At 66.6% G+C, this 19,220-nt stretch carries 23 protein-coding genes; 9 read left to right on the top strand and 14 right to left on the bottom strand.

The window, feature by feature from the left end; translation table 11 throughout:
- Window positions 1-38 precede the first annotated feature (38 nt).
- From lptB to GGR73_RS10960, 5 genes are read right to left on the bottom strand one after another with little or no spacing between them, the layout of a single operon-like run.
- Complete coding sequence (gene lptB, locus GGR73_RS10940) at window positions 39-758, bottom strand: LPS export ABC transporter ATP-binding protein (protein ID WP_016904606.1); 720 nt, start codon at window positions 756-758, stop codon at window positions 39-41.
- Entirely contained in the window at window positions 758-1,318 is a 561-nt protein-coding gene (gene lptA / locus GGR73_RS10945) for a lipopolysaccharide transport periplasmic protein LptA (RefSeq protein WP_184456885.1), read from the bottom strand. The genes lptB and lptA overlap by 1 nt, the downstream gene beginning before the upstream one ends.
- Window positions 1,296-1,871: an LPS export ABC transporter periplasmic protein LptC gene (gene lptC / locus GGR73_RS10950; protein WP_039526175.1), complete on the bottom strand. Its 576-nt coding sequence runs from the start codon at window positions 1,869-1,871 to the stop codon at window positions 1,296-1,298. Before lptC ends, lptA begins: the two co-directional genes overlap by 23 nt.
- Window positions 1,868-2,416, bottom strand: a complete 549-nt coding sequence (locus GGR73_RS10955) for a KdsC family phosphatase (RefSeq protein WP_024938741.1) — start codon at window positions 2,414-2,416, stop codon at window positions 1,868-1,870. The genes lptC and GGR73_RS10955 overlap by 4 nt, the downstream gene beginning before the upstream one ends.
- Window positions 2,417-2,465: 49 nt before the next feature.
- The gene (locus GGR73_RS10960) at window positions 2,466-3,467 is read right to left on the bottom strand and encodes a KpsF/GutQ family sugar-phosphate isomerase (RefSeq protein ID WP_024938742.1); all 1,002 of its coding nucleotides are present in this window, start codon (window positions 3,465-3,467) and stop codon (window positions 2,466-2,468) included.
- Between the two features lie 53 nt (window positions 3,468-3,520).
- Between GGR73_RS10960 and GGR73_RS10965 the strand changes: the two genes are divergently transcribed.
- The 3 genes from GGR73_RS10965 (at window position 3,521) to GGR73_RS10975 (ending at window position 5,462) form a co-directional block, all read left to right on the top strand.
- The gene (locus GGR73_RS10965) at window positions 3,521-3,748 is read left to right on the top strand and encodes a BolA family protein (RefSeq protein WP_016905061.1); all 228 of its coding nucleotides are present in this window, start codon (window positions 3,521-3,523) and stop codon (window positions 3,746-3,748) included.
- 119 nt (window positions 3,749-3,867) lie between these two features.
- Window positions 3,868-5,142: a UDP-N-acetylglucosamine 1-carboxyvinyltransferase gene (gene murA, locus GGR73_RS10970; protein ID WP_039515184.1), complete on the top strand. Its 1,275-nt coding sequence runs from the start codon at window positions 3,868-3,870 to the stop codon at window positions 5,140-5,142.
- A complete protein-coding gene (locus tag GGR73_RS10975) occupies window positions 5,139-5,462 on the top strand; it encodes an EF-hand domain-containing protein (RefSeq protein WP_184456887.1) in 324 nt (107 codons plus the stop codon). The genes murA and GGR73_RS10975 overlap by 4 nt, the downstream gene beginning before the upstream one ends.
- Window positions 5,463-5,672: 210 nt before the next feature.
- Here GGR73_RS10975 and GGR73_RS10980 read toward each other — a convergent pair whose 3' ends face one another.
- The 5 genes from GGR73_RS10980 to purM all read right to left on the bottom strand — a co-directional run bounded on the left by GGR73_RS10980 (window position 5,673) and on the right by purM (window position 9,540).
- Window positions 5,673-6,356, bottom strand: a complete 684-nt coding sequence (locus tag GGR73_RS10980; RefSeq protein WP_016904621.1) for a DUF3108 domain-containing protein — start codon at window positions 6,354-6,356, stop codon at window positions 5,673-5,675.
- Between the two features lie 3 nt (window positions 6,357-6,359).
- Complete coding sequence (locus GGR73_RS10985) at window positions 6,360-7,178, bottom strand: DUF3108 domain-containing protein (RefSeq protein WP_184456889.1); 819 nt, start codon at window positions 7,176-7,178, stop codon at window positions 6,360-6,362.
- 65 nt (window positions 7,179-7,243) lie between these two features.
- Complete coding sequence (gene purN / locus GGR73_RS10990) at window positions 7,244-7,897, bottom strand: phosphoribosylglycinamide formyltransferase (RefSeq protein ID WP_104553048.1); 654 nt, start codon at window positions 7,895-7,897, stop codon at window positions 7,244-7,246.
- A gap of 36 nt (window positions 7,898-7,933) precedes the next feature.
- Window positions 7,934-8,392: a hypothetical protein gene (locus GGR73_RS10995; protein ID WP_184456891.1), complete on the bottom strand. Its 459-nt coding sequence runs from the start codon at window positions 8,390-8,392 to the stop codon at window positions 7,934-7,936.
- A 14-nt stretch (window positions 8,393-8,406) separates the two neighbouring features.
- Entirely contained in the window at window positions 8,407-9,540 is a 1,134-nt protein-coding gene (purM, locus tag GGR73_RS11000; protein ID WP_179465435.1) for a phosphoribosylformylglycinamidine cyclo-ligase, read from the bottom strand.
- Between the two features lie 22 nt (window positions 9,541-9,562).
- On the opposite strand from purM, the gene GGR73_RS11005 reads away from it, so the two are divergent.
- The 3 genes from GGR73_RS11005 to hda are packed head-to-tail and all read left to right on the top strand — an operon-like array spanning window position 9,563 to window position 12,545.
- The gene (locus GGR73_RS11005; protein WP_046343651.1) at window positions 9,563-10,675 is read left to right on the top strand and encodes a DUF2066 domain-containing protein; all 1,113 of its coding nucleotides are present in this window, start codon (window positions 9,563-9,565) and stop codon (window positions 10,673-10,675) included.
- Window positions 10,672-11,838, top strand: coding sequence for an AI-2E family transporter (locus GGR73_RS11010; RefSeq protein WP_016904627.1), 1,167 nt, complete (start codon window positions 10,672-10,674; stop codon window positions 11,836-11,838). The genes GGR73_RS11005 and GGR73_RS11010 overlap by 4 nt, the downstream gene beginning before the upstream one ends.
- A complete protein-coding gene (hda, locus tag GGR73_RS11015; protein ID WP_184456893.1) occupies window positions 11,835-12,545 on the top strand; it encodes a DnaA regulatory inactivator Hda in 711 nt (236 codons plus the stop codon). The genes GGR73_RS11010 and hda overlap by 4 nt, the downstream gene beginning before the upstream one ends.
- Window positions 12,546-12,916: 371 nt before the next feature.
- On the opposite strand, the gene murU is transcribed toward hda, so the two are convergent.
- The 4 genes from murU to GGR73_RS11035 form a co-directional block, all read right to left on the bottom strand.
- Entirely contained in the window at window positions 12,917-13,627 is a 711-nt protein-coding gene (gene murU / locus GGR73_RS11020; RefSeq protein WP_184456895.1) for an N-acetylmuramate alpha-1-phosphate uridylyltransferase MurU, read from the bottom strand.
- The gene (locus GGR73_RS11025) at window positions 13,624-14,646 is read right to left on the bottom strand and encodes a phosphotransferase (protein WP_184456897.1); all 1,023 of its coding nucleotides are present in this window, start codon (window positions 14,644-14,646) and stop codon (window positions 13,624-13,626) included. The genes murU and GGR73_RS11025 overlap by 4 nt, the downstream gene beginning before the upstream one ends.
- Before the next feature lie 55 nt (window positions 14,647-14,701).
- Complete coding sequence (locus GGR73_RS11030) at window positions 14,702-14,974, bottom strand: GlsB/YeaQ/YmgE family stress response membrane protein (protein WP_006452367.1); 273 nt, start codon at window positions 14,972-14,974, stop codon at window positions 14,702-14,704.
- Window positions 14,975-15,143: 169 nt separating this feature from the next.
- The gene (locus GGR73_RS11035; protein ID WP_016904770.1) at window positions 15,144-16,637 is read right to left on the bottom strand and encodes a M20 family metallopeptidase; all 1,494 of its coding nucleotides are present in this window, start codon (window positions 16,635-16,637) and stop codon (window positions 15,144-15,146) included.
- 157 nt (window positions 16,638-16,794) lie between these two features.
- On the opposite strand from GGR73_RS11035, the gene GGR73_RS11040 reads away from it, so the two are divergent.
- From GGR73_RS11040 to xopAW, 3 genes are all read left to right on the top strand, one after another.
- On the top strand, window positions 16,795-17,169 hold the full coding sequence (locus tag GGR73_RS11040; RefSeq protein ID WP_308409822.1) for a ComEA family DNA-binding protein: 375 nt from the start codon (window positions 16,795-16,797) through the stop codon (window positions 17,167-17,169).
- A gap of 362 nt (window positions 17,170-17,531) precedes the next feature.
- Complete coding sequence (locus GGR73_RS11045; RefSeq protein ID WP_184456901.1) at window positions 17,532-18,344, top strand: HutD family protein; 813 nt, start codon at window positions 17,532-17,534, stop codon at window positions 18,342-18,344.
- A 152-nt stretch (window positions 18,345-18,496) separates the two neighbouring features.
- Window positions 18,497-19,162: an EF-hand domain-containing protein gene (gene xopAW / locus GGR73_RS11050; RefSeq protein ID WP_184456903.1), complete on the top strand. Its 666-nt coding sequence runs from the start codon at window positions 18,497-18,499 to the stop codon at window positions 19,160-19,162.
- Window positions 19,163-19,220: the final 58 nt, after the last annotated feature.

Genomic DNA, 19,220 nt, shown 5'->3' on the forward strand with positions numbered 1-19,220 from the left:
GGGCACTGACTGGAAGAATCGATGGCGCGGCGACGCGCTCAAAGGCGGAAAGTTTCCCCCAGATACACGCGACGGACGTCGGGATTGGCTAGCAGCGCATCTGGTGCCCCCTGCGCCAGCACGCCCCCCTCGGCGAGAATATACGCGCGGTCGCAGATTCCCAAGGTTTCGCGCACGTTGTGATCGGTGATCAGCACGCCGATGCCGCGTTCCTTGAGGTGGATGATGATGCGCTGGATCTCGCCGACCGAAATCGGATCGACGCCGGCAAAGGGTTCGTCGAGCAGCATCATGCGCGGCTTGGCCGCCAGCGCCCGCGCGATCTCGCAGCGCCGCCGCTCGCCGCCGGACAGGCTGGCGCCGAGCTGGTCGGCCACATGGGTGATCTGCAGCTCTTCCAGCAGCGAGACCAGCTCCTTCTCGCGGCCGGCGCCATCCAGCTCTTCGCGCAGCTCCAGCACCAGGCGGATGTTGTCGGCCACGGTGAGCTTGCGGAAGATCGACGGCTCCTGCGGCAGATAGCCGACACCGAGCTTGGCGCGGGCGTACATCGGTTCGGCGGTGAGGTCGCGGCCGTCCAGCTCGATACGCCCGGCATCGGCCTCGACCAGGCCGACGATCATGTAGAAGCAGGTGGTCTTGCCGGCACCGTTGGGGCCGAGCAGGCCGACCACCTCGCCGGCCTCGAGCGTGAGGCCGAATTCCTTGACCACTTCGCGTTGCTTGTACTTCTTGCGCAGACCGGTGGCGACCAGCATTACTTCTTCCCCTGCGGCTTGGCCGCGGGCTTGGCGGCCGGCGCCGCCGCAGGCGCTGCTGCCGCCGGCGCTGCGGTCTTGGGCTGGATGATCGTGCGCACGCGGCTGCCGTCGCCGCCGCTCTGCATATTGCCGGTCTTGGTGTTGTAGACCATGCGCTGGCCGGCGTTGGTGCCCTTGGGCGAGTCGACCTTGTAATTGCCGGTCAGCACGATGACTTCGTTGGCGACCTGGTACTCGATGTTGTCGGCCTGGCCGTTCATCATCGCGCCGTCGTCCATCTGCTGCTTCAGCGTGGCCTGCTTGCCGGTCAGCACGACACGGTCGGTCTGGCCGTTCTTCTGGAAGATGTCGGCGGTGTCGGCGTGGATTTCCAGCGTGCCCTGGGTGATCACCACATTGCCGCTGAAGCGGCACTTGCCGCTGTCGTCGAGCATGTTGCAATCGTTGGCATTGGAATCGATCGCCATCGGCTGATTGCGGTCGCTGGTCTTGGCCATCGCAAGGGCGGGCAGCAGCAGCGCGGCAAACGCCAGTTTAGCGGGCAGCATTCGGTTCATAGCGGGTCTTGACCTGAGAAAGGAGCTTGTACTGGCGTGATTTGAGATCGGCCTCGAAGCCGACCCCGCTCTGCATGATACCCGGCCGGCTCATACTCACCGGGGCCGCGGTCTTGGCGAGGTTCTGCTTCGGGAACACGTCCAGGCTCTGGGTGCGGAACGTGGTCGGCGGGGTCGCGCCGCCGGTGGGGCTGTCGCCCTCGACATCGCCGCGCAGGCGCAGCTCGTCGCCCGTGGGGCTGATCCAGCCGGTCTTGGAGCGCAGCGTCCACGGTTGATTGGTGTTGTCAGGCAGCAGGAACACCGGGGTGGTGACTTCGGAAGTGCGATCGGCGCGGTTGCGATGCATCTCCGGCGCGCGCAGCGTCATCGATTCCTTGCCGGTTTCCTTGTCCAGCGCAATCAGTTCGAAGTCGCGCAGCACGTAGTCGGCGCGCGCATCGTCTGTCGCCGCGGCGACCGGCCGCGCGCGCTGCTGCCACGCCGACCAGCCGGAAATGACCGCGGCGGCGAACAGCGCCACGCCCAGGGTGGTGCGCCAGTTCCAGCTCATGCGGAGAACCTTTCGATGATGCCCTCGACCTGGCCCTGCGCGGCCAGCACCACATCGCAGACCTCGCGCGCGGCGCCTTCGCCGCCACGTGCCCGGGTATGCCACTGCACGCGCTCGGCGATCCACGGGTGCGCGTTGGCCGGTGCCACCGGCAGGCCGACCGCCAGCAGGGCCGGCAGGTCCGGCAGGTCGTCGCCCATGAACAACACCTGGTCCAGCGACAGGCCATGCTCCTGGCACAGGGCCAGCACTGCCAGGCGCTTGTTCTTGACCCCGATCTGCACGTGCAGGCCCAGATCCTGGCCGCGTTTTTCCGCCGACAGGCTGGCGCGCGCGGTGATCAGCGCGACATGGATGCCGGCATGGTCGAGCTGCTTGAGCCCCTGGCCGTCGAGCACATTGAACGACTTGCTCTCGTTGCCGGCATGGTCGTAGTACAAGCGGCCGTCGGTCAGGGTGCCGTCGACGTCGAAACAGGCCAGGCGGATACGCGCGGCGCGGTCGGTGATGTCGGCGGGCAGGTGCTGCAAAGGGGAATAGGGCATCGGCACGAATCGGTGAGAACGGGGTTCCAACGGTAGAAAACTGAACCTGTTAAACCACTTTGGCGCGCAACAGGTCGTGAATGTTCAATGCGCCCACCGCGCGCTGCTGCGCGTCGACCACGATCAAACCGTTGATCTTGTAATCCTCCATCAGCCGTGCGGCTTCGGCGGCCAGCTGGTCGGCGCCGATGGTGCGCGGGTTGCGCGTCATCACCTGGGCAATGCCGGCGCTGCGCACGTCGATGTCGCTGTCCAGCGCACGGCGCAGGTCGCCGTCGGTGAACAGGCCGATCAGCCTCCCGTCCGCGTCCACCACGGCAGTCATGCCCAGCCGCTTGCGGCTCATTTCCATCAGCGCCTCGCTCAGGCTGGCGTCCTCGCGCACGCGCGGCAGGTCATCGCCGCTGTGCATCACGTCGGTGATGTGCAGCAGCAGGCGCCGGCCCAGGCTGCCGGCCGGGTGCGAGCGCGCAAAATCGTCGGCGGTGAAACCGCGCGCGTCCAGCAGCGCCACGGCCAGCGCGTCGCCCATCGCCAGCGAGGCGGTGGTGCTGGAGGTGGGTGCCAGATGCAGCGGGCAGGCTTCGGCCGACACGCTCACGTCCAGGTGCACGTCGGCGGCCTGCGCCAGCGAGGAGTTCGGGCGCCCGGTCATGGCGATGATCGGGTTGCCCTGGCGCTTGAGTACCGGCAGCAGCATGCGCACCTCGTCCGATTCGCCGGAGTAGGACAGCGCCAGCACGATGTCGGCCTCGGTGATCATGCCCAGGTCGCCGTGCCCGGCTTCGCCCGGATGCACGAAGAACGCCGGCGTGCCGGTGGAGGCCAGGGTGGCGGCGATCTTGCGCGCGATATGCCCGGACTTGCCCATGCCGGTGGCTACCACGCGCCCGCGCGAGGCCAGTACCAGCCGGCAGGCCGCGGCGAAGTCGCTGCCGATCCGCGCGCCCACGCTGGCCAGCGCCTCGCGCTCGATCTCCAGCACGCGCTGGCCGCTGGCGACCAGGCTGGCGTCGCTGACGGTGGCGGAGGGCAGGTGCGAGACGGCCATGCGGGACTCGGGTGAAGAGTAGAATGTGCGCTCATTTTATGAGGAAACGCCCTTTGGACGCCGAAACCATCCGTAAACTCATCGAATCCGGCTTGCCCGAAGCCCGCGTCGACGTGCACGGCGACGACGGCGTGCACTTCGAGGCGACCGTGATCAGCCCCGCATTTGCCGGCAAGGCCCCGTTGGCGCGTCATCGCATGGTCTACGCGACCCTGGGCGAACTGATGGGCGGCGCGATCCACGCGCTGCAGCTCAAGACGCTGACGCCCGACGAAGGCTGAGCGTCAGCCGGGTCCTGGCTGGTCGGGCTGCGCCTGCGCCCCGACTGCCAGCGGCCCGGCCGGCTCCTGGCCACCCTTCTCATTCCCCTGACATCCCTTTTCGGATTCCCCAAGCTCCCATGGCAAAAATCGTAGTGACCGGCGGCCAAGCGCTGCACGGTGAGGTCAATATTTCCGGCGCCAAGAACGCGGTGCTGCCGATCCTGTGCGCGACCCTGCTGGCCGATGCGCCGGTGGAGATCAGCAACGTGCCGCATCTGCACGATGTGATCACCACGGTGAAACTGCTCAGCGAACTGGGCGCCGAGGTCACCATCGACGAAGGCACGCTGGCTAAGGGCCGCTCGATCCTGGTCGACCCGCGCTCGGTCACCCACCAGGTCGCGCCCTATGAACTGGTCAAGACCATGCGCGCTTCGATCCTGGTGCTCGGCCCGCTGCTGGCGCGCTACGGCACCGCCGAGGTGTCGCTGCCCGGCGGCTGCGCGATCGGCTCACGCCCGGTCGATCAGCACATCAAGGGCCTGCAGGCGCTGGGTGCGGAGATCAGCGTGGAGAACGGCTACATCAAGGCCACCAGCAACGGGCGCCTGAAGGGCGGCCGCTACGTGTTCGACATGGTCAGCGTCACCGGTACCGAGAACGTGCTGATGGCCGCCGTGCTGGCCGAAGGCACCACCGTGCTGGAAAACGCGGCGATGGAGCCGGAAGTCACCGACCTGGCCGACTGCCTGATCGCACTCGGTGCGCAGATCGAAGGTGCCGGTACGCCGCGCATCGTGGTGCAGGGCGTGGAGCGCCTGGGCGGCGGACACCATGCGGTGCTGCCGGATCGCATCGAGACCGGCACCTTCCTGGTCGCCGCGGCGATGACCGGCGGCAGCGTCAGCGTGCGCCGCGCCCGTCCGGACACCCTGGACGCGGTGCTGGACAAGCTCACCGAAGCCGGTGCCAGCATCACCACCACTGCCGACAGCATCACGCTGGACATGCACGGCAAGCGCCCGCGTGCGGTCAACCTGACCACTGCGCCGTATCCGGCGTTCCCCACCGACATGCAGGCGCAATTCATGGCGCTCAACTGCGTGGCCGACGGGGTGGGGGTGATCAACGAAACCATCTTCGAAAACCGCTTCATGCACGTCAACGAACTGCTGCGCCTGGGCGCGGACATCCAGGTCGAAGGCCATACCGCGATCGTGCGCGGCACCGAGCGCCTCAGCGGCGCGCCGGTGATGGCGACCGACCTGCGCGCGTCGGCATCGTTGATTCTGGCCGGCCTGGTCGCCGACGGCGACACCACCATCGATCGCATCTACCACCTGGACCGTGGCTACGAAAACATCGAGGAGAAGCTGGGGGCGCTGGGCGCGACCATCCGGCGCATCGCATGATCCTGCGCGGGCGCTTCACTACCCGGCGCAAGATCCTGCTCGGCGTGATCGTGCTGATCCTGGCATGGCTGGCCTATGCCTGGTCGGTGGGCATGGCGATCACCCAGAGCGTCGAGTTCAAGGACATGGACTGGAACAACGACGGCACCGCCAGCCGCGACGAGATCGCGCAGTCGTTCTATGCAGTGGCGGTCAAGAAGACCGTCGAAGGCAAGCGCCATTGCGACCTGTTCTACTGGCGCAGCACCGGCGAGCAGATCCGCGTGGACTGCCGCACGGTGTTCTCCAGCGGCGACGACAAGGCGGCGGCCAAGCCCTGAGTCGAGCGTTTCTGCGTGCTGCGCAGCGTCCGCCGCACGCCGATCGGAAGGAAGAAGCCCGGCTCGCAGCCGGGCTCTTCATCGCTGTGGGAGGCAGGATGCCGGGAGAGCAAGTCCCATGCCCTGGTAGGAGCGTGCCCGCGCGCGACGGGACGTTACCGATAAAGCCCCGTCGCGCGCAGGCACGCTCCTACCAGACGTGCCTGGCGCTTAGCGCAGGCCCTTGATGGTCAGATCCAGCGCGTCCTGGCCTTTTTCCTTCTGCAGCAGGCGTGCCGGCACCGGCAGGTCCTTGACCACCCACGCGATCAGTTCCTTGTCGCCGTCCACGCGCGACACCTTGGTCGCCTGTTCCTGCTTGCCGTTGACGGTGATGGTTTCCTTGCCGACCACCTTGTAGCTCATCGGCTTGATGCGGCCTTCGTCGACCATGCGGTAGTTCAGCGGCTTGCCGGCGGCCAGGTCGCGGGTAATGGCCAGGTTGATCAGCAGCGCATCCATGTCGCCGGGCTGCAACTTCACCGGACCACGACGGTCCGGCTTGATGTCGCCGCCCCAGGTCGCCTGGCTGGTTTTCCAGTCGTAGTTGGCGGTGACGTTGCGGCGCTTGACCATCATCGACGAGGTGTCGTTGCTGCTGACCGGACGCAGTTGGCCGTTGCTCTCTTCGAACACCGTGCTCTGGGTCAGGTTGGCCAGCTGGTTCTGGATGGTGAGCGTATAGCGCCACTGATTGGCGCCGGCGGCGGCCAGGGTCATGGTGCCGTTGGCCTGCATGCCCATGTAGTTGGCCGAATAATCGGCCTGGAACGGCTGCATGGCGAACGCGGGCAGGCTGGCCACGGCCAGTGCAGCAGCGGCGATCAGCGAACAGGTGCGGGAAACGGTATGCATGGGTCAGGCTCCTTGATATTCGACCAGGCGTAGATCGACCTGATCCTCACCTTTGTCACGTTGCAGGATGCGCACCGGCGTAGGAACGCCGTTGGCGATCCAGAGGATGGTTTCGTTGTCGCCGCTGTTGACGCGGTACACGCGCAACGCGTCGTAGCTCAGGTCGCCGACCTGTACCACTTCGGTGGCATCGGCGACCTTGTAGTCGTACTTGCGCACCCGGCCGACATCGACGTAGCGATAGCTCAGGCTGCGTCCGGGTTGCGCGTCGCGCATCAGCGACAGGTTTAGCGACAGCGCGCTCTGGTCGCCGCGCTGCAGGGGAATCGCCTGCTGGCGCTCCTTCTTCAGATCGCCATCCCACTGGGCGCTGGCGGTCTGCCAGTTGTAGACGCCGGTGACCTTCTTGCCGAAGAACATCGCCTTGCGCACCGTGCTCTGGCTCAACGGTACATAGGTGTCGCCATCGACACGGAACACCGTGCTCTGTTCCAGATTGAGTCCCAGGATGCTGGCAAAGCCCTTGCGGCCGCGTACCGACATGTCGATACGCCACTGGCTGCCTTCGCCGTTGCTGACCTGCATGGTGGCATCGCCGGCTTCCTTGCCGCGGTAGAACGCCTGGTAGGTGGCCACGAAGGGTTGCAGTGGTGGCGGCGTCCAGGTGCTGGCAGGCAGGGCCGCTGCAGAGGCCGGTGCCGCTGCAGCTGGAGCAGGAGCCGCTGGCGCAGGCACGGCAGGCGCCTGTTGCGCACGGCCGGCACCGGCCGGGGCGAGCAGGGCGGTGGTCAACAGCGCGGTCGCGATCGGGAGGAGTTTCATGCGCTGGGAGGGAGGCACGGGGCCGCCAGGATGTCCGAGACAGGATGAGGAGGGCGTATCCGCATTCAGGCGAAGGCGGTGTCAGCGGACTCTAGTCGCAGTGGCGTAAACAGGCACTGACCGTCGATATGGACGCCATCGCCACGCACCTCCACGCGCCCACTGGCGAGCAGGTCCAGCGTGGCCAGCAGCAGCGGGTGTTCGCGCGCCAGCACGCGCGCGGCCAGCTGCTCGGCGCTGTCGTCGGGCAGCACCGGCACGTGCGCCTGCGCGATCACCGTGCCGGCATCCAGCTCCGGCACCACCAGGTGCACGCTGGCGCCATGTTCGGTATCGCCGGCTTCCAGTGCGCGGGCATGGGTATGCAGGCCGCGGTATTTGGGCAGCAGCGAGGGGTGGATGTTGAGCATGCGCCCGGCAAAGCGACGCACCAGCGGCTCGCCGAGGATGCGCATGTAGCCGGCGCAGATCACCCAGTCCGGCTGCGCGGCGGCGATTGCATCGCCCAGCGCAGCGTCGAAGGCCGCGCGGTCGGCGAAGTCGCGCGGGCTGGCGCTCCAGCGCAATGCCTCATCAACCTTGTGCAGTGCCGGCGCCTGCGGGCGGTCGGAAAACACGCCGACGACCTCGGCCGGCAGCCGGCCGCTGCCGATGGCATCGAGGATGGCCTGCAGGTTGCTGCCACGGCCGGAGGCCAGGACGGCCAGACGCAGGCTCATGGGGCTGGATTCGCTGAAGTCATGGGGCAGTGCGCGTCACGCGGCGGTGGCGGTCGGCGCGAACAAGGCCTTGACCTGCGGGCGCAGCAGCACCACCAGCGTAAACACGCCGACGACGGTACCGAACGGCATGAAGGAGCAGGAAATGCCGGCCACGATCAGGCACAGCAGATGCCGTCTGCGCTGGGCGATGCAGCGGCCCGCGTAGGCCATGAACGCCGCCAGCGCCAGGCCGCAGCCAATGAACACAGCCGCGAACACCACGAAGAACCAGCCGAACAATCGCGGATCCATCGATGGTGCGTCCGCATTGGCATGTGTCATGGGCAGGTGCCCGGTGATGATTGCAATGCCCATGAACAGATGGATCAACGGGAAAAGCGAAAACAGCGCAGTGATGGCGGCCAGCACATAGTGAAAGACCGACAGCAGTTTCAGGTGCTGGAGATCGTCAGCGCTGGCCGATGCCGGCAGTGCGCGTGGGGAAGCGTCCATGCAGCTCTCCTCGATCAACCGATCCGCACGCGCTCGTCGCCCTGTGCCGGGACCACCTGGCCGATGCGCCAGTGCGCCAGCGACTGCGCATCCAGCGCCTGTTCCAGCGCGGCAGCCTGCTCGGGGGCGGCGATCAGCACGAAGCCGATGCCGCAGTTGAAGGTGCGCCACATTTCGGCATCGGCCACCGCGCCTTCGCGCTGCAGCCAGGCGAACACCGGCGGCAGCGTCCAGGCCTTGGCGTCGATGTCCAGGCCCAGGCCGTCGGGGATTACCCGAATGATGTTTTCGGTCAGCCCGCCGCCGGTGATGTGCGCCATGGCGTGGATGCTGTCGCCCTGCGACTTGAGCAGCGCCAGGATCGGCTTGACGTACAGCGCGGTCGGCGCCATCAGCGCATCGATCAGCTTGACGCCGTCGTCCAGCACCAGCTCGGCCGGTGAGCCGGCACGTTCGTAGATCTTGCGGATCAGCGAGTAGCCATTGGAATGCGGGCCGGACGAGGCGATGCCGATCAACACATCGCCTGCGCGCACCTGCGCGCCGTCCAGCAGCTGCGATTTTTCCACCGCGCCGACGGTGAAGCCGGCCAGGTCGTACTCGCCCGGCGGATACATGTCGGGCATCTCGGCGGTTTCGCCGCCGATCAGGGCGCAGCCGGACAGCTCGCAGCCGCGCGCGATGCCGCCGACCACCGCCGCGGCGGTGTCCACGTCCAGCTTGCCGGTGGCGAAATAATCCAGGAAGAACAACGGCTCGGCGCCCTGCACCAGCACGTCGTTGACGCACATGCCGACCAGGTCGATGCCGATGGTGTCGTGCCGGCCCAGCTGCTGCGCCAGCTTGAGCTTGGTACCGACGCCGTCGGTGCCGGACACCAGCACCGGCTCCCGGTACTTGCCGGACAGGTCGAACAAGGCGCCAAAACCGCCCAGGCCGCCCATCACCTCCGGCCGGAAGCTGCGCTTGACCAGCGGCTTGATGCGTTCGACCAATGCATTGCCGGCATCGATGTCGACACCTGCCTCACGGTAGGTCATGGGCGAGGGATTGGAAGGCGTTGGGCTGGTCACGGGCGGGGAGGGCTCGGCTGTAAAGGCGGCGATTTTAGCAGCCACGTTGGCGCTGGCGTCCCATTCGGGCAACAATTCACCCGGATACGCTTACGTCATGGAACCGTCGATGCGCCGCAGTCTCGCTTTCTTTCTCGCCCTCGTGGTCGCCATGCCCCTCGCGCCAGCCTTTGCGCAGGCCGATTTACGCACCGAAGGCGACGTCGCCAAGGCGCAAAGTGCCTACGAGGCCGAAGTGCCGGTCAACAGCCAGAGCGAGTCGGATCGCCCCGGTGCGCTGGCGCGCGCGCTCGGTGCGGTGCTGGGCAAGGTGTCCGGCGACCGCGGCGTGATGAGCCGCCCCGGCGTCTCGCAGGCATTGCGCGGCGCGCCGGGCTATGTCGAAAACTACGACTACCGTCAGGACCAGGGCACCTCGCGCACCGGCGCGCCGACCTTTCGCACCGTGCTGGTGGCGCGCTTCCGGCAATCGGACGTGGATGGCCTGATCGCCGCACTGGGCCTGCCGGTGTGGCCGCTGCCGCGGCCCAAGCCGGTGCTGTGGCTGGCCATCGACGACGGCAGCGGCCCGCGCCTGGTCGGCGTGGGCCAGGCCAATGCCGCGCGCAGCGTGCTGGACCGGGCGATCGAGCGCGGCTACCGGCTCGGCCTGCCCGGCGGTGCCGCCGCCGAGCAGGTGCTGGCCGGCGCGATCTGGCGCAAGGACACCGCCACGGTGGCACGCGCCTCGGCCAAGTACAGCCCGCCGATGCAGTTGATCGGCAAGCTCTACCGCAATGACGCCGGCTGGACCGCCGACTGGGTCTTCGTCGACAACGGCAACGTGCTGTCCAGCTGGACCAGCAGCGACGCCGACGCGCGTCGCGCGATGGCTGCCGGTGCCGACGGCGCCGCCGACGCGCTGGTCAAGCGTTACGCCAAGCGGGTGGATTCGGGGGTGCCTGGGGTCTACCGCGCGGTGATCACCGGGATCGGCAGCGCCGACGATTACCTGCGCGTCTCTGCCGCACTGCAGGGCGTTTCGGTGGTGCGCAGCATCCGCCCGGTCAGTGCCAATGGCGACCGCATGGAAGTGGACCTGGAATTGCTCACGGGCATTTCCGGCCTCAACCGTATGCTCGGCGACAACAGCCCGTTGGTGCCCGTGTCGGTGCCGACCGAGGGCCCGATCATTCTCGAAAACGAGCACGCCGAGTACCGCCTGAAATGACTTTGACTCCCGAAGCCGAGATCGCCCTGTTTCTGCGTCGCCTGAAATGGGTGGCGGTGACTGTCGGCGTGCTGTGGGTGGTATCACTGCTGTCGCCGATCCTGACGCCGTTCGTGCTGGCGCTGCTGCTGGCCTGGCTGGGCGACCCGCTGGTGGACCGTATCGAGCGCGCCGGCCGCTCCCGCAACATCGCGGTGGTGCTGGTATTCGTGCTGGCGCTGCTGCTGTTCGTGCTGGCGCTGATGATCCTGGTGCCGATGATCGAGCGCCAGATCATGACCCTGATCGACGCGCTGCCGCAGATGCGTGCCTGGGCGATCAGTACCGCGATCCCGTGGCTGGAAGCCAAGACCGGCGTGGAGCTGATGGGCTGGCTGGACCCGGAACGTCTGATCGACTGGATCCGCAGCCACTGGGAGCAGGCCGGTGGCGCCGCCAAGACCTTCTTCGGCTACGTGCAGCGGTCGGGCTTTGCGATGGTGACCTGGGTGATCAACCTGGCGTTGCTGCCGATCCTGGCGTTCTACTTCCTGCGCGACTGGGACCGCCTGGTCGAGCGTGTGGCCGCGGTCATTCCGCGCGCCTACATCGGCACCGTGAGCCGGCTGGCGCAGGAATCCAACGACGTGCTGGGTGGCTTCATCCGTGGCCAGTTCCTGGTGATGCTGGCGCTGGGGGCGATCTACGCCGCCGGCCTGTCCATCATCGGGCTCAATCTGGGCCTGTTGATCGGCATCATTGCCGGCCTGATCAGCTTCATTCCGTATCTGGGTGCCACCACCGGCATCGTGCTGGCCCTGCTGGCGGCGGTGGTGCAGGCACAGGGCTTCGACCTGAAGCTGCTGATCGGCGTCGGGGTGGTGTTCACCGTCGGCCAGCTGCTGGAAAGCTATGTGCTGACGCCGCGCATCGTCGGCGACAAGATCGGCCTGCATCCGGTGGCGGTGATCTTCGCGGTGATGGCGGGCGGCCAGTTGTTCGGCTTCCTCGGCATGCTGCTGGCGCTGCCGGTGGCGGCGGTGGCCAATGTGCTGCTGCGCTATGCGCATGAGCAGTACACGCGCAGCGATCTGTATGCGGGTGAACGTGCCGGCATCGTGCTGCAGTCCACCAACGAGCGCAGCGTGATCATCGACCCAGGCAAGGACACCGATCGGCTGTGAGCGTTCCGCAGTTGCCACTGGCGCTACGCGCGCCGCCCGATCAGCGATTCGATAGTTACATCGCCGCGCCCGACGGCCTGCTGTTGCAACTGCAGGCGTTGGCAGTCGGGCAGGTGAGCGACTGGCTGTATCTGGCCGGCCCCGCCGGCACCGGCAAGACGCATCTGGCGTTGTCGGTGTGCGCGGCCGCCGAGCAGGCCGGACGCGCCCCGGCGTACCTGCCTCTGCACGCCGCCACTGGCCGGTTGCGCGATGCGCTGGAAGCGCTGGAAGGGCGCAGCCTGGTCGCACTGGATGGCGTGGAAAGCATTGCCGGGCAGCGCGACGACGAAGTGGCGCTGTTCGATTTCCACAACCGCGCGCGCGCTGCCGGCACCACCTTGCTGTACACCGCGCGGCACATGCCCGACGGCCTGGCCTTGGTGTTGCCGGATCTGCGCTCGCGGCTGTCGCAATGCATCCGCATCAGCCTGCCGGTGCTCGACGACGCAGGGCGCGCGGCGGTGTTGCGCGATCGTGCGCAACGGCGCGGACTGGCACTGGACGAGGCGGCAATCGACTGGCTGCTGACCCATAGCGAACGCGAACTGGCAGGGCTGGTGGCATTGCTGGACCGGCTGGATCGCGAATCGCTGGCTGCCAAGCGCCGCATCACCGTGCCGTTCCTGCGGCGGGTGCTGGAGGATCGCGGCTCTTCGAGCAGCTGACGGAATTACTACGCTCAGCGCTAGGTAGGCGCAGGTTGCTTAGCGCTTGCCATCTGCACATCTATCGCAGTGTCGGTGCATTCGAGGCACATCGCCTGAAGCTTGTAGAGCAGCTGATCTGCGGCCTGGCTGCAAGGCCCTTGCCCGCCCACCGTCGCGGGACACGCCGCAAGTACGTCCTTGTAGGCTCCTACGCGGCATCCATGCCGCGTAAGGTCCCGCGACGGTAGTCGGGCAAGGACCTGTCGGAATGGTCGGTGCGCATGGACAAGAGCAGGAGCGGCGCCGGCGCATTGGCTGCAAGCCCATCAAGATGGGCGATTGAGCAATGCGCGACGCGCGGCCGGGCATTTGCAGGGGCGTGGCTGCGATCAGCCGCCGTCGTGCAGTAACCTGGCATCCAGCTCCGCCAATCGCTGCGGCGTGCCGACATCGGTCCAGCGCCCGGCGTGGTGGATGCCATCGATCAGGCCTGCCGCCATCTGCGCGCGCAGGATCGGCGCCAGCGCGAAGCGCGGCGCGGTGCCGGTGTGCTCCGGGAGCTGGCCGATGACCGATTGCCAATCGCGCAGCAACGCCGGTCGATACATGCCGATGCCGGCGTAGGTCAGCGTCGCGTGCAGATCTGCGCGCACCTTGCCATCGGCATCCAGCGCAAAGTCTGCGCGCGCGGCATAGGCGGGTTGATCGACCAGCACCAACTGCGCCAGGCCCGCCGGTGCGGCCGACAGCCGCGCGAAATCGAAATCGGTCCAGATATCGCCGTTGACCAGCAGAAACGGGGCCTCGCCCAGCAACGGCAACGCATGCAACATGCCGCCGCCGGTTTCCAGCGGGGTGGCGCCCTCGAAGGAGTACGTCAGCCGCAGCCCGAACGCGCTGCCATCGCCCAGTCCCTGTGGAAACTGCTCGGCCAGCCACGAGGTATTGATCACCACCTCGTCCACGCCCAGCGCGGCCAGCTTGCGCAGATGCCAGACGATCAGCGGTGTGCCGCCGACCGACAGCAGCGGCTTGGGCGTGCGCTCGGTCAACGGACGCATGCGCTCGCCGAAACCGGCGGCGAAGATCAGTGCCTTCATGCGCCGACCTGCGCGGAGCGTGCCGCCAGGGCAGGTTTGACCAGGTCTTCCAGCAGGCCGATCAGTGGCGCAAGCTCGGGATGACGCGGCAACACCTCGTCCAGATAGACAATGAAACGCGGCACGTTATCCAGATACCAGTGCTTGCCGTCGCGATGGCTCAGGCGCGAGAAGATGCCGAGATTCTTCAGGTGCCGCTGCACGCCCATCCAGTCCGCATCGCGCAGGAATTGCGCCAGCGGCGGCACCGGTAATCCAGCCGCTGCGGCACGCGCGTGGTAGCGCTCCAGCCAGCCATCCACGCGCGGCAGCGGCCAACTCACCGAGGTGTCCTTGAACAGACTGATCGGGTCGTAGGCGATCGGCCCGATCACGCAATCCTGGAAGTCCAGCACCGCCGGCCCGTCGCCGACCGGCATCAGATTGCGCGGCATGAAATCGCGGTGGGTAAAGACGCGCGGCTGCGCCAGTGCGTTGTCCATCAAGCGGCGCTGCACCAACTGCAGTTGTTCGGCCTGGCCGCAATCCAGCTGCAGGCCCAGGTGGCGACCAAGAAACCATTCTTCGAACAGGCCTGCATCGCGTTGCAGCAGCGCCTCGCCGAACACGCCGCTGTCGGCAGGCGGCGCAATGCGCTGCAGCAGCAGCAACTGGCTGATCGCAGCATCCAGCAGCGCGTCGGCATTGGCGTCGGTCAGCACCTGCGCCAGGGTCGGCACGCCCAGGTCTTCCAGCAGCAGGAAGCCGGTTTCAAGATCCTGCGCAAGCACCTGCGGCACGCGCACGCCGTGGGTGCCGAGCAGAGCGTGCATGCGCAACCAGGGCGCCACGTTTTCCAATGCAGGTGGCGCATCCATCAGGATGCGGTCCACGCCGCGTCCTTGGGTACGCCAGTAACTGCGGAATCCCGCATCGACCGAGGCACGCTGCAGCGTGACCTCAGGGTCGTTCAACGCCTGCCGCGCCCATTGCAGACGAAGCGCAGCGCGCGCGGTATCGGGAGTCAACGATGACGTCATGGGTGAATGCTGTGTCGTGAAGTGAGGCGCCAGGTCGGCAGCGACGCGGGGTCGATCAACGCTTGCTGCCACTGAACAGCCGCAGCAGCGCCAGGATCGCGATCGCACCCAGCAACGCGCCGAGGAAACCCGCCGGTTCGCCGGCGTGGTACCAGCCCATGTAGCGGCCGAACCAGCTGGCCACCACTGCACCGGCGATGCCCAGCACGATGGTCAGCAGGCAACCCAGTCGCTGCGTGCCGGGCGTGATGAAACGGGCCAGCAGCCCGACCACGAAGCCGACCAGAATGATGTAAAGCCAGCTGTCGCTACCGAAGAGATTGTTCATCGCAGGCACTGAGGGAAGTGGGATCGGCAGACTAGCATTCGCCGCCCTGGCAACCACATGTGCAGCGCCGACTGTCGCGACGGTGTTGGGGCTGCGTCCATGCGCGCGCCGCAACGCATGGCAATGCCACTGGGCCGCCCCGGCATGCGCGGGGCGGTCCAGGGGTCAATCAGCAGCAGCCATGCCCACCATGACGGGTGCCGCTATCGGCCGCCACCGGCGAGCCGCTGGTCTCGCCGCGCAGGCAGGCGGCGTGGTGCTCGGCGATCACCTTGGACACGCAGGCCGTGACCCGCTTGCCCATCGGGATATGCAGGAACTCGTTGGGGCCATGCGCATTGGAATGCGGGCCGAGCACGCCGGTGATCATGAACTGCGCGCCCGGGAACTTCTCGCCCAGCATGCCCATGAACGGGATCGAGCCGCCTTCGCCCATGTACATCGCCGGCTTGTCGAAGAACGCCAGGCTGGCGTCGTCGATGGCTTTTGCCAGCCATGGCGCCATCTCGGGCGCATTCCAGCCCGATGATGCCTTTTCCAGTTCCAGCGTCACCTGTGCGCCGTTCGGTGGGTCGCGCAGCAAGGCCTCTTTCAGCAGTTCGCCACAGGCCTTGCCGTCGGCGGTTGGCGGCAGACGCAGCGACAGCTTCACCGCGGTCTGAGGACGCAGCACGTTGCCGGCCGACGCCAGCGGCGGCATGCCATCCACACCGGTGATCGACAGCGCCGGGCGCCAGGTGCGGTTCAACACTAGCTCGGTGAGGTCGTCGTGCATCGGCACCAGGCCATCGACCATCGGGAACTTGTCGAAGATGGCGGTATCCAGCGTCGCCGCCGCGGCCTTGGCCTGCGCCAGCCGTTCGGCCGGCACCTGCACATGCAGTCCGTCCAGCAGGATGCGACCGCTGGCTTCGTCCTCGATCCGCGACAGCAACTGGCGCAGCAGGCGGAAGCTGGACGGCACCACGCCGGAGGCATCGCCCGAATGCACGCCTTCCTCCAGCACCTTCACGCTCAGGTTGCCGCCGGTCAGCCCGCGCAGCGAGGTGGTGCACCACAGCTGCTCATAGTTGCCGCAGCCCGAATCCAGGCACACCACCAGCGATGGCTTGCCGATGCGTGCGGCCAGATGGTCGACGTAGGCCGGCAGGTCGTAGCTGCCGGATTCCTCGCAGGCCTCGATCAGCACCACGCAGCGCGCATGCGGCAGGCCCTGGGTGCGCAGCGCCAGTACCGCCGCCAGCGAACCGAAGATCGCGTAACCATCGTCGGCGCCACCGCGCCCGTACAGCTTGTCGTCGCGCAGCACCGGCTCCCATGGGCCGAGGTCGGCGTCCCAGCCGGTCATCTCCGGCTGCTTGTCCAGGTGGCCGTACAGCAGCACGGTGTCGTCGCCCGATTCGGCACCGGTTGCCGGAATCTCGATGAAGATCAACGGCGTGCGGCCTTCCAGGCGCACCACCTCGACCTGCATGCCCTCGATGGCCTGCGCGCGCGCCCAGGTTTCCATCAGGGTGACCGCCTGCTCCATGTAGCCGTGCGCGACCCAATCGGCGTCGAACATCGGCGATTTATTGGGGATGCGAATGTAATCGACCAATTGCGGGACGATCTCGCGGTCCCAGGTGTCGCTGATGAATTGGTCGATCTTGGCGCTGTCCATGGAGGCTCCGAATACGTGACGTAATGGCACATTCTACGCCCGTGCCTGGGGGTAGGTATTTCCCTACAAGGCGGCGCGCAGTTCACCGGCTGTGTGAAAAGTTCGTTGGCGATAGGATTGCTGCATGTGGCGCGGGACACTGACTCGGCCGGCAGGAATGCTGGCTAGGACCATCACCCAAGCCACAAGGAGCGTTGCAATGAAGTCATTTACCGTAGCCCTGAAGTCCCTGCTACTGGTGTTGCTGTTGTCCTCGAATGCGTATGCACTCGACAAGGTCGATATCAACACCGCGTCTGCTGAGGAATTGGACAAGGTGCTGACGAACGTCGGGCGATCAAAAGCCGAGGCAATCGTCGAGCACCGACAGGCAAACGGTCCCTTCAAGAGTGCCGAGGAACTGGCACTGGTCAAGGGCATCGGACTCAAGACGGTCGAACGGAATCGAGACCTGATCGAAGTGGGAGCCACGATGGCTCCCGCCAAGAAGGCTGCCAAGGGGGCGGCGGTGAAACCGGTGGGACGGCGTTAACGGGAAAGGATCCGAGATACGGTTCGACGCGAGGATGCGTGGCCGCAACCTAACTGGACAGGATGTCTGGGGGATGGCTGGAAGCCGACAAGGACGTGGAATCGCCCGGTGTTGCACTTGGATGTGCAGCCGGGCGTTTTTCGTTTTGGGTCCGCGTGGGTTGCGAGCGCACGCAAGCGTCTGCGACTGCAGGAAAGAGGCAGTCACAGCATGAAGCGCCGGTTACATCGTGAGGCGTCAATCGTTTTGTAGCTGTCGGCCACATCCTCGAGTTTGAGGCTAGATAGCAAGCCTGAGGGTCGGCAGCAGGCTTAAGTCACAGCATGACGGCCCGGGCGCCGCGCTTGCGGCACAATGCGCCCATGCAGCTGACAGACCTGAGCAGCCGGGTGATTCCGGCCACCGAGTACCGCCGTGAGCGGTGGCGCAATCAACTGGGCTGGACGCGCGAGATCCTGCGCCTCGGCAATGCCGATGCGTGGTCGCTACGCCTGTCGATTGCCGAGATCGAGCAGGATGCGGCGTTTTCCGCGTTCCCGGGCATCGATCGCGAGCTGGTGCTGTTGCACGGCAATGGCATGCGGCTGCAGTTTGGCGATGCTGTCAGCGGTAGGGTCAGCGACACCGACACAAGCACAGGCAACGACACCAGCACAGGCACCGATGCAGGCATTGGCATCGGCACGGCTACTAGCGGCGGCGTCAGCAAAAGCGATAGCGGCAGTGGCAATTGCAATTGCAATGGCAATGGCAATAAGGGCAGTGGCGCTGACCAGTGCGACCATGCCGCCGGCGCCGCTGCCGACGTTCCTGGCAGCAGTCATCGCAGCTGCGAGTTGCTGCCGCCGCACCAGCGCGTCCGATTTGCAGGCGAGGAAACCGTACATGCCACGCTGCTCGACGGGCCAACCCAGGATTTCAACCTGATGTGGCGGCGCGATCGGCTGCAGACCGAACTGCTGCACCGGCCGCTGGTCGGCACCATGCTGTTTTTCGCCGACCCGGGCAGCGCCTGGGCGATCCACCTGCTGGCAGGCCAGGCCAGCTTCGGTCGCGAAAGTGGCCTGCCACCGCTGGCTGCCGGCGATACCGCGTGGCTGAGCGCCTCCACACGCACGCGCCATGTGCTCGACGGCGGCGGCGAGCTGCTGGCGATCCGGGTGAGCCCGGTCTAGGGCCTTTCACGTATCTGCGAGCAGGGCGCGCCTCCTGGCACGCGCCCGGATGCATTCGTGTCAACGCAGACAAGCGACGGCATCGCTGTGCCACCTGGCTAGGGAACAGTGCAGGCGCCGGGAGTGGTTCCGGCAATTCCAGGGGGAAACCAATGAGTACCATCAGCTCGGTCGGAGCCGGCTATGCCGCCTACCCGTCCTATGCAGGCCGCAGTGCGACCACCGGCAACGCCGCATCCGCCGCACAGGCGGAAAAAACCAATCCGCTGACGCAGTTGTTCAAGTCCATCGATAGCGACAGCGATGGCCGCCTGACCGCGTCCGAGCTATCGACCGCGCTGTCGTCCAATAGCGATGACGACAGCAAGATCGACATCGACGGGTTGCTGAGCATGCTCGATCAGGATGGTGGCGGCACCGTCAGCGAGAGCGAACTGGCGCAGGCCTTGCCGCCGCCTCCGCCACCGCCGGGTGAGCAAGGACAGGATGTGCAGTCCTTGTTTGCCGGCCTGGACAGCGATGGCGACGACAGTGTCAGCAGCGGTGAATTGAGCACACTGGTCAATGGCGACAGTGCGTCGAGCACGCAGCTGCTGGACCTGCTCGACAGCGACAAGAGCGGGGCGCTGAGTCTGCATGAACTGCAGGAAGCGATGCAGCCACGCGATCCGCCGCCGCGACCGCCGTCATCGGCCGATGCATCCAGCAGCGACGGCACACAGCAGGCCTATGCAGCGTTGATGCAGATGGCCGTGGGGCAGTACCGCAGCATTGGCGGCAGCGCGACAACGAGCAATCTGGTCGATCTGGCAGCGTAATGCGGTGATCGAGAGAGAATGGGGAAGCCGGAGCGCGGTCCTGGATCAGCCGGTGCGT

This window comes from Xanthomonas sp. F14 (assembly GCF_014199865.1).

Excerpts from the sequence above, each read along its gene's own strand:
- murU (WP_184456895.1), bottom strand. The coding sequence starts at position 13,627 with ATGAAGGCACTGATCTTCGCCGCCGGTTTCGGCGAGCGCATGCGTCCG.
- GGR73_RS10985 (WP_184456889.1), bottom strand. The coding sequence starts at position 7,178 with ATGAAACTCCTCCCGATCGCGACCGCGCTGTTGACCACCGCCCTGCTC.
- GGR73_RS10960 (WP_024938742.1), bottom strand. The coding sequence starts at position 3,467 with ATGGCCGTCTCGCACCTGCCCTCCGCCACCGTCAGCGACGCCAGCCTG.
- GGR73_RS11005 (WP_046343651.1), top strand. The coding sequence starts at position 9,563 with ATGGAACCGTCGATGCGCCGCAGTCTCGCTTTCTTTCTCGCCCTCGTG.
- xopAW (WP_184456903.1), top strand. The coding sequence starts at position 18,497 with ATGAGTACCATCAGCTCGGTCGGAGCCGGCTATGCCGCCTACCCGTCC.
- lptA (WP_184456885.1), bottom strand. The coding sequence starts at position 1,318 with ATGAACCGAATGCTGCCCGCTAAACTGGCGTTTGCCGCGCTGCTGCTG.
- lptC (WP_039526175.1), bottom strand. The coding sequence starts at position 1,871 with ATGAGCTGGAACTGGCGCACCACCCTGGGCGTGGCGCTGTTCGCCGCC.
- GGR73_RS11045 (WP_184456901.1), top strand. The coding sequence starts at position 17,532 with ATGCAGCTGACAGACCTGAGCAGCCGGGTGATTCCGGCCACCGAGTAC.
- GGR73_RS11010 (WP_016904627.1), top strand. The coding sequence starts at position 10,672 with ATGACTTTGACTCCCGAAGCCGAGATCGCCCTGTTTCTGCGTCGCCTG.
- lptB (WP_016904606.1), bottom strand. The coding sequence starts at position 758 with ATGCTGGTCGCCACCGGTCTGCGCAAGAAGTACAAGCAACGCGAAGTG.
- GGR73_RS11030 (WP_006452367.1), bottom strand. The coding sequence starts at position 14,974 with ATGAACAATCTCTTCGGTAGCGACAGCTGGCTTTACATCATTCTGGTC.
- GGR73_RS11035 (WP_016904770.1), bottom strand. The coding sequence starts at position 16,637 with ATGGACAGCGCCAAGATCGACCAATTCATCAGCGACACCTGGGACCGC.
- GGR73_RS10975 (WP_184456887.1), top strand. The coding sequence starts at position 5,139 with ATGATCCTGCGCGGGCGCTTCACTACCCGGCGCAAGATCCTGCTCGGC.
- GGR73_RS10980 (WP_016904621.1), bottom strand. The coding sequence starts at position 6,356 with ATGCATACCGTTTCCCGCACCTGTTCGCTGATCGCCGCTGCTGCACTG.
- GGR73_RS11040 (WP_308409822.1), top strand. The coding sequence starts at position 16,795 with ATGCTGGCTAGGACCATCACCCAAGCCACAAGGAGCGTTGCAATGAAG.
- GGR73_RS10955 (WP_024938741.1), bottom strand. The coding sequence starts at position 2,416 with ATGCCCTATTCCCCTTTGCAGCACCTGCCCGCCGACATCACCGACCGC.
- purN (WP_104553048.1), bottom strand. The coding sequence starts at position 7,897 with ATGAGCCTGCGTCTGGCCGTCCTGGCCTCCGGCCGTGGCAGCAACCTG.
- GGR73_RS10995 (WP_184456891.1), bottom strand. The coding sequence starts at position 8,392 with ATGGACGCTTCCCCACGCGCACTGCCGGCATCGGCCAGCGCTGACGAT.
- murA (WP_039515184.1), top strand. The coding sequence starts at position 3,868 with ATGGCAAAAATCGTAGTGACCGGCGGCCAAGCGCTGCACGGTGAGGTC.
- GGR73_RS11025 (WP_184456897.1), bottom strand. The coding sequence starts at position 14,646 with ATGACGTCATCGTTGACTCCCGATACCGCGCGCGCTGCGCTTCGTCTG.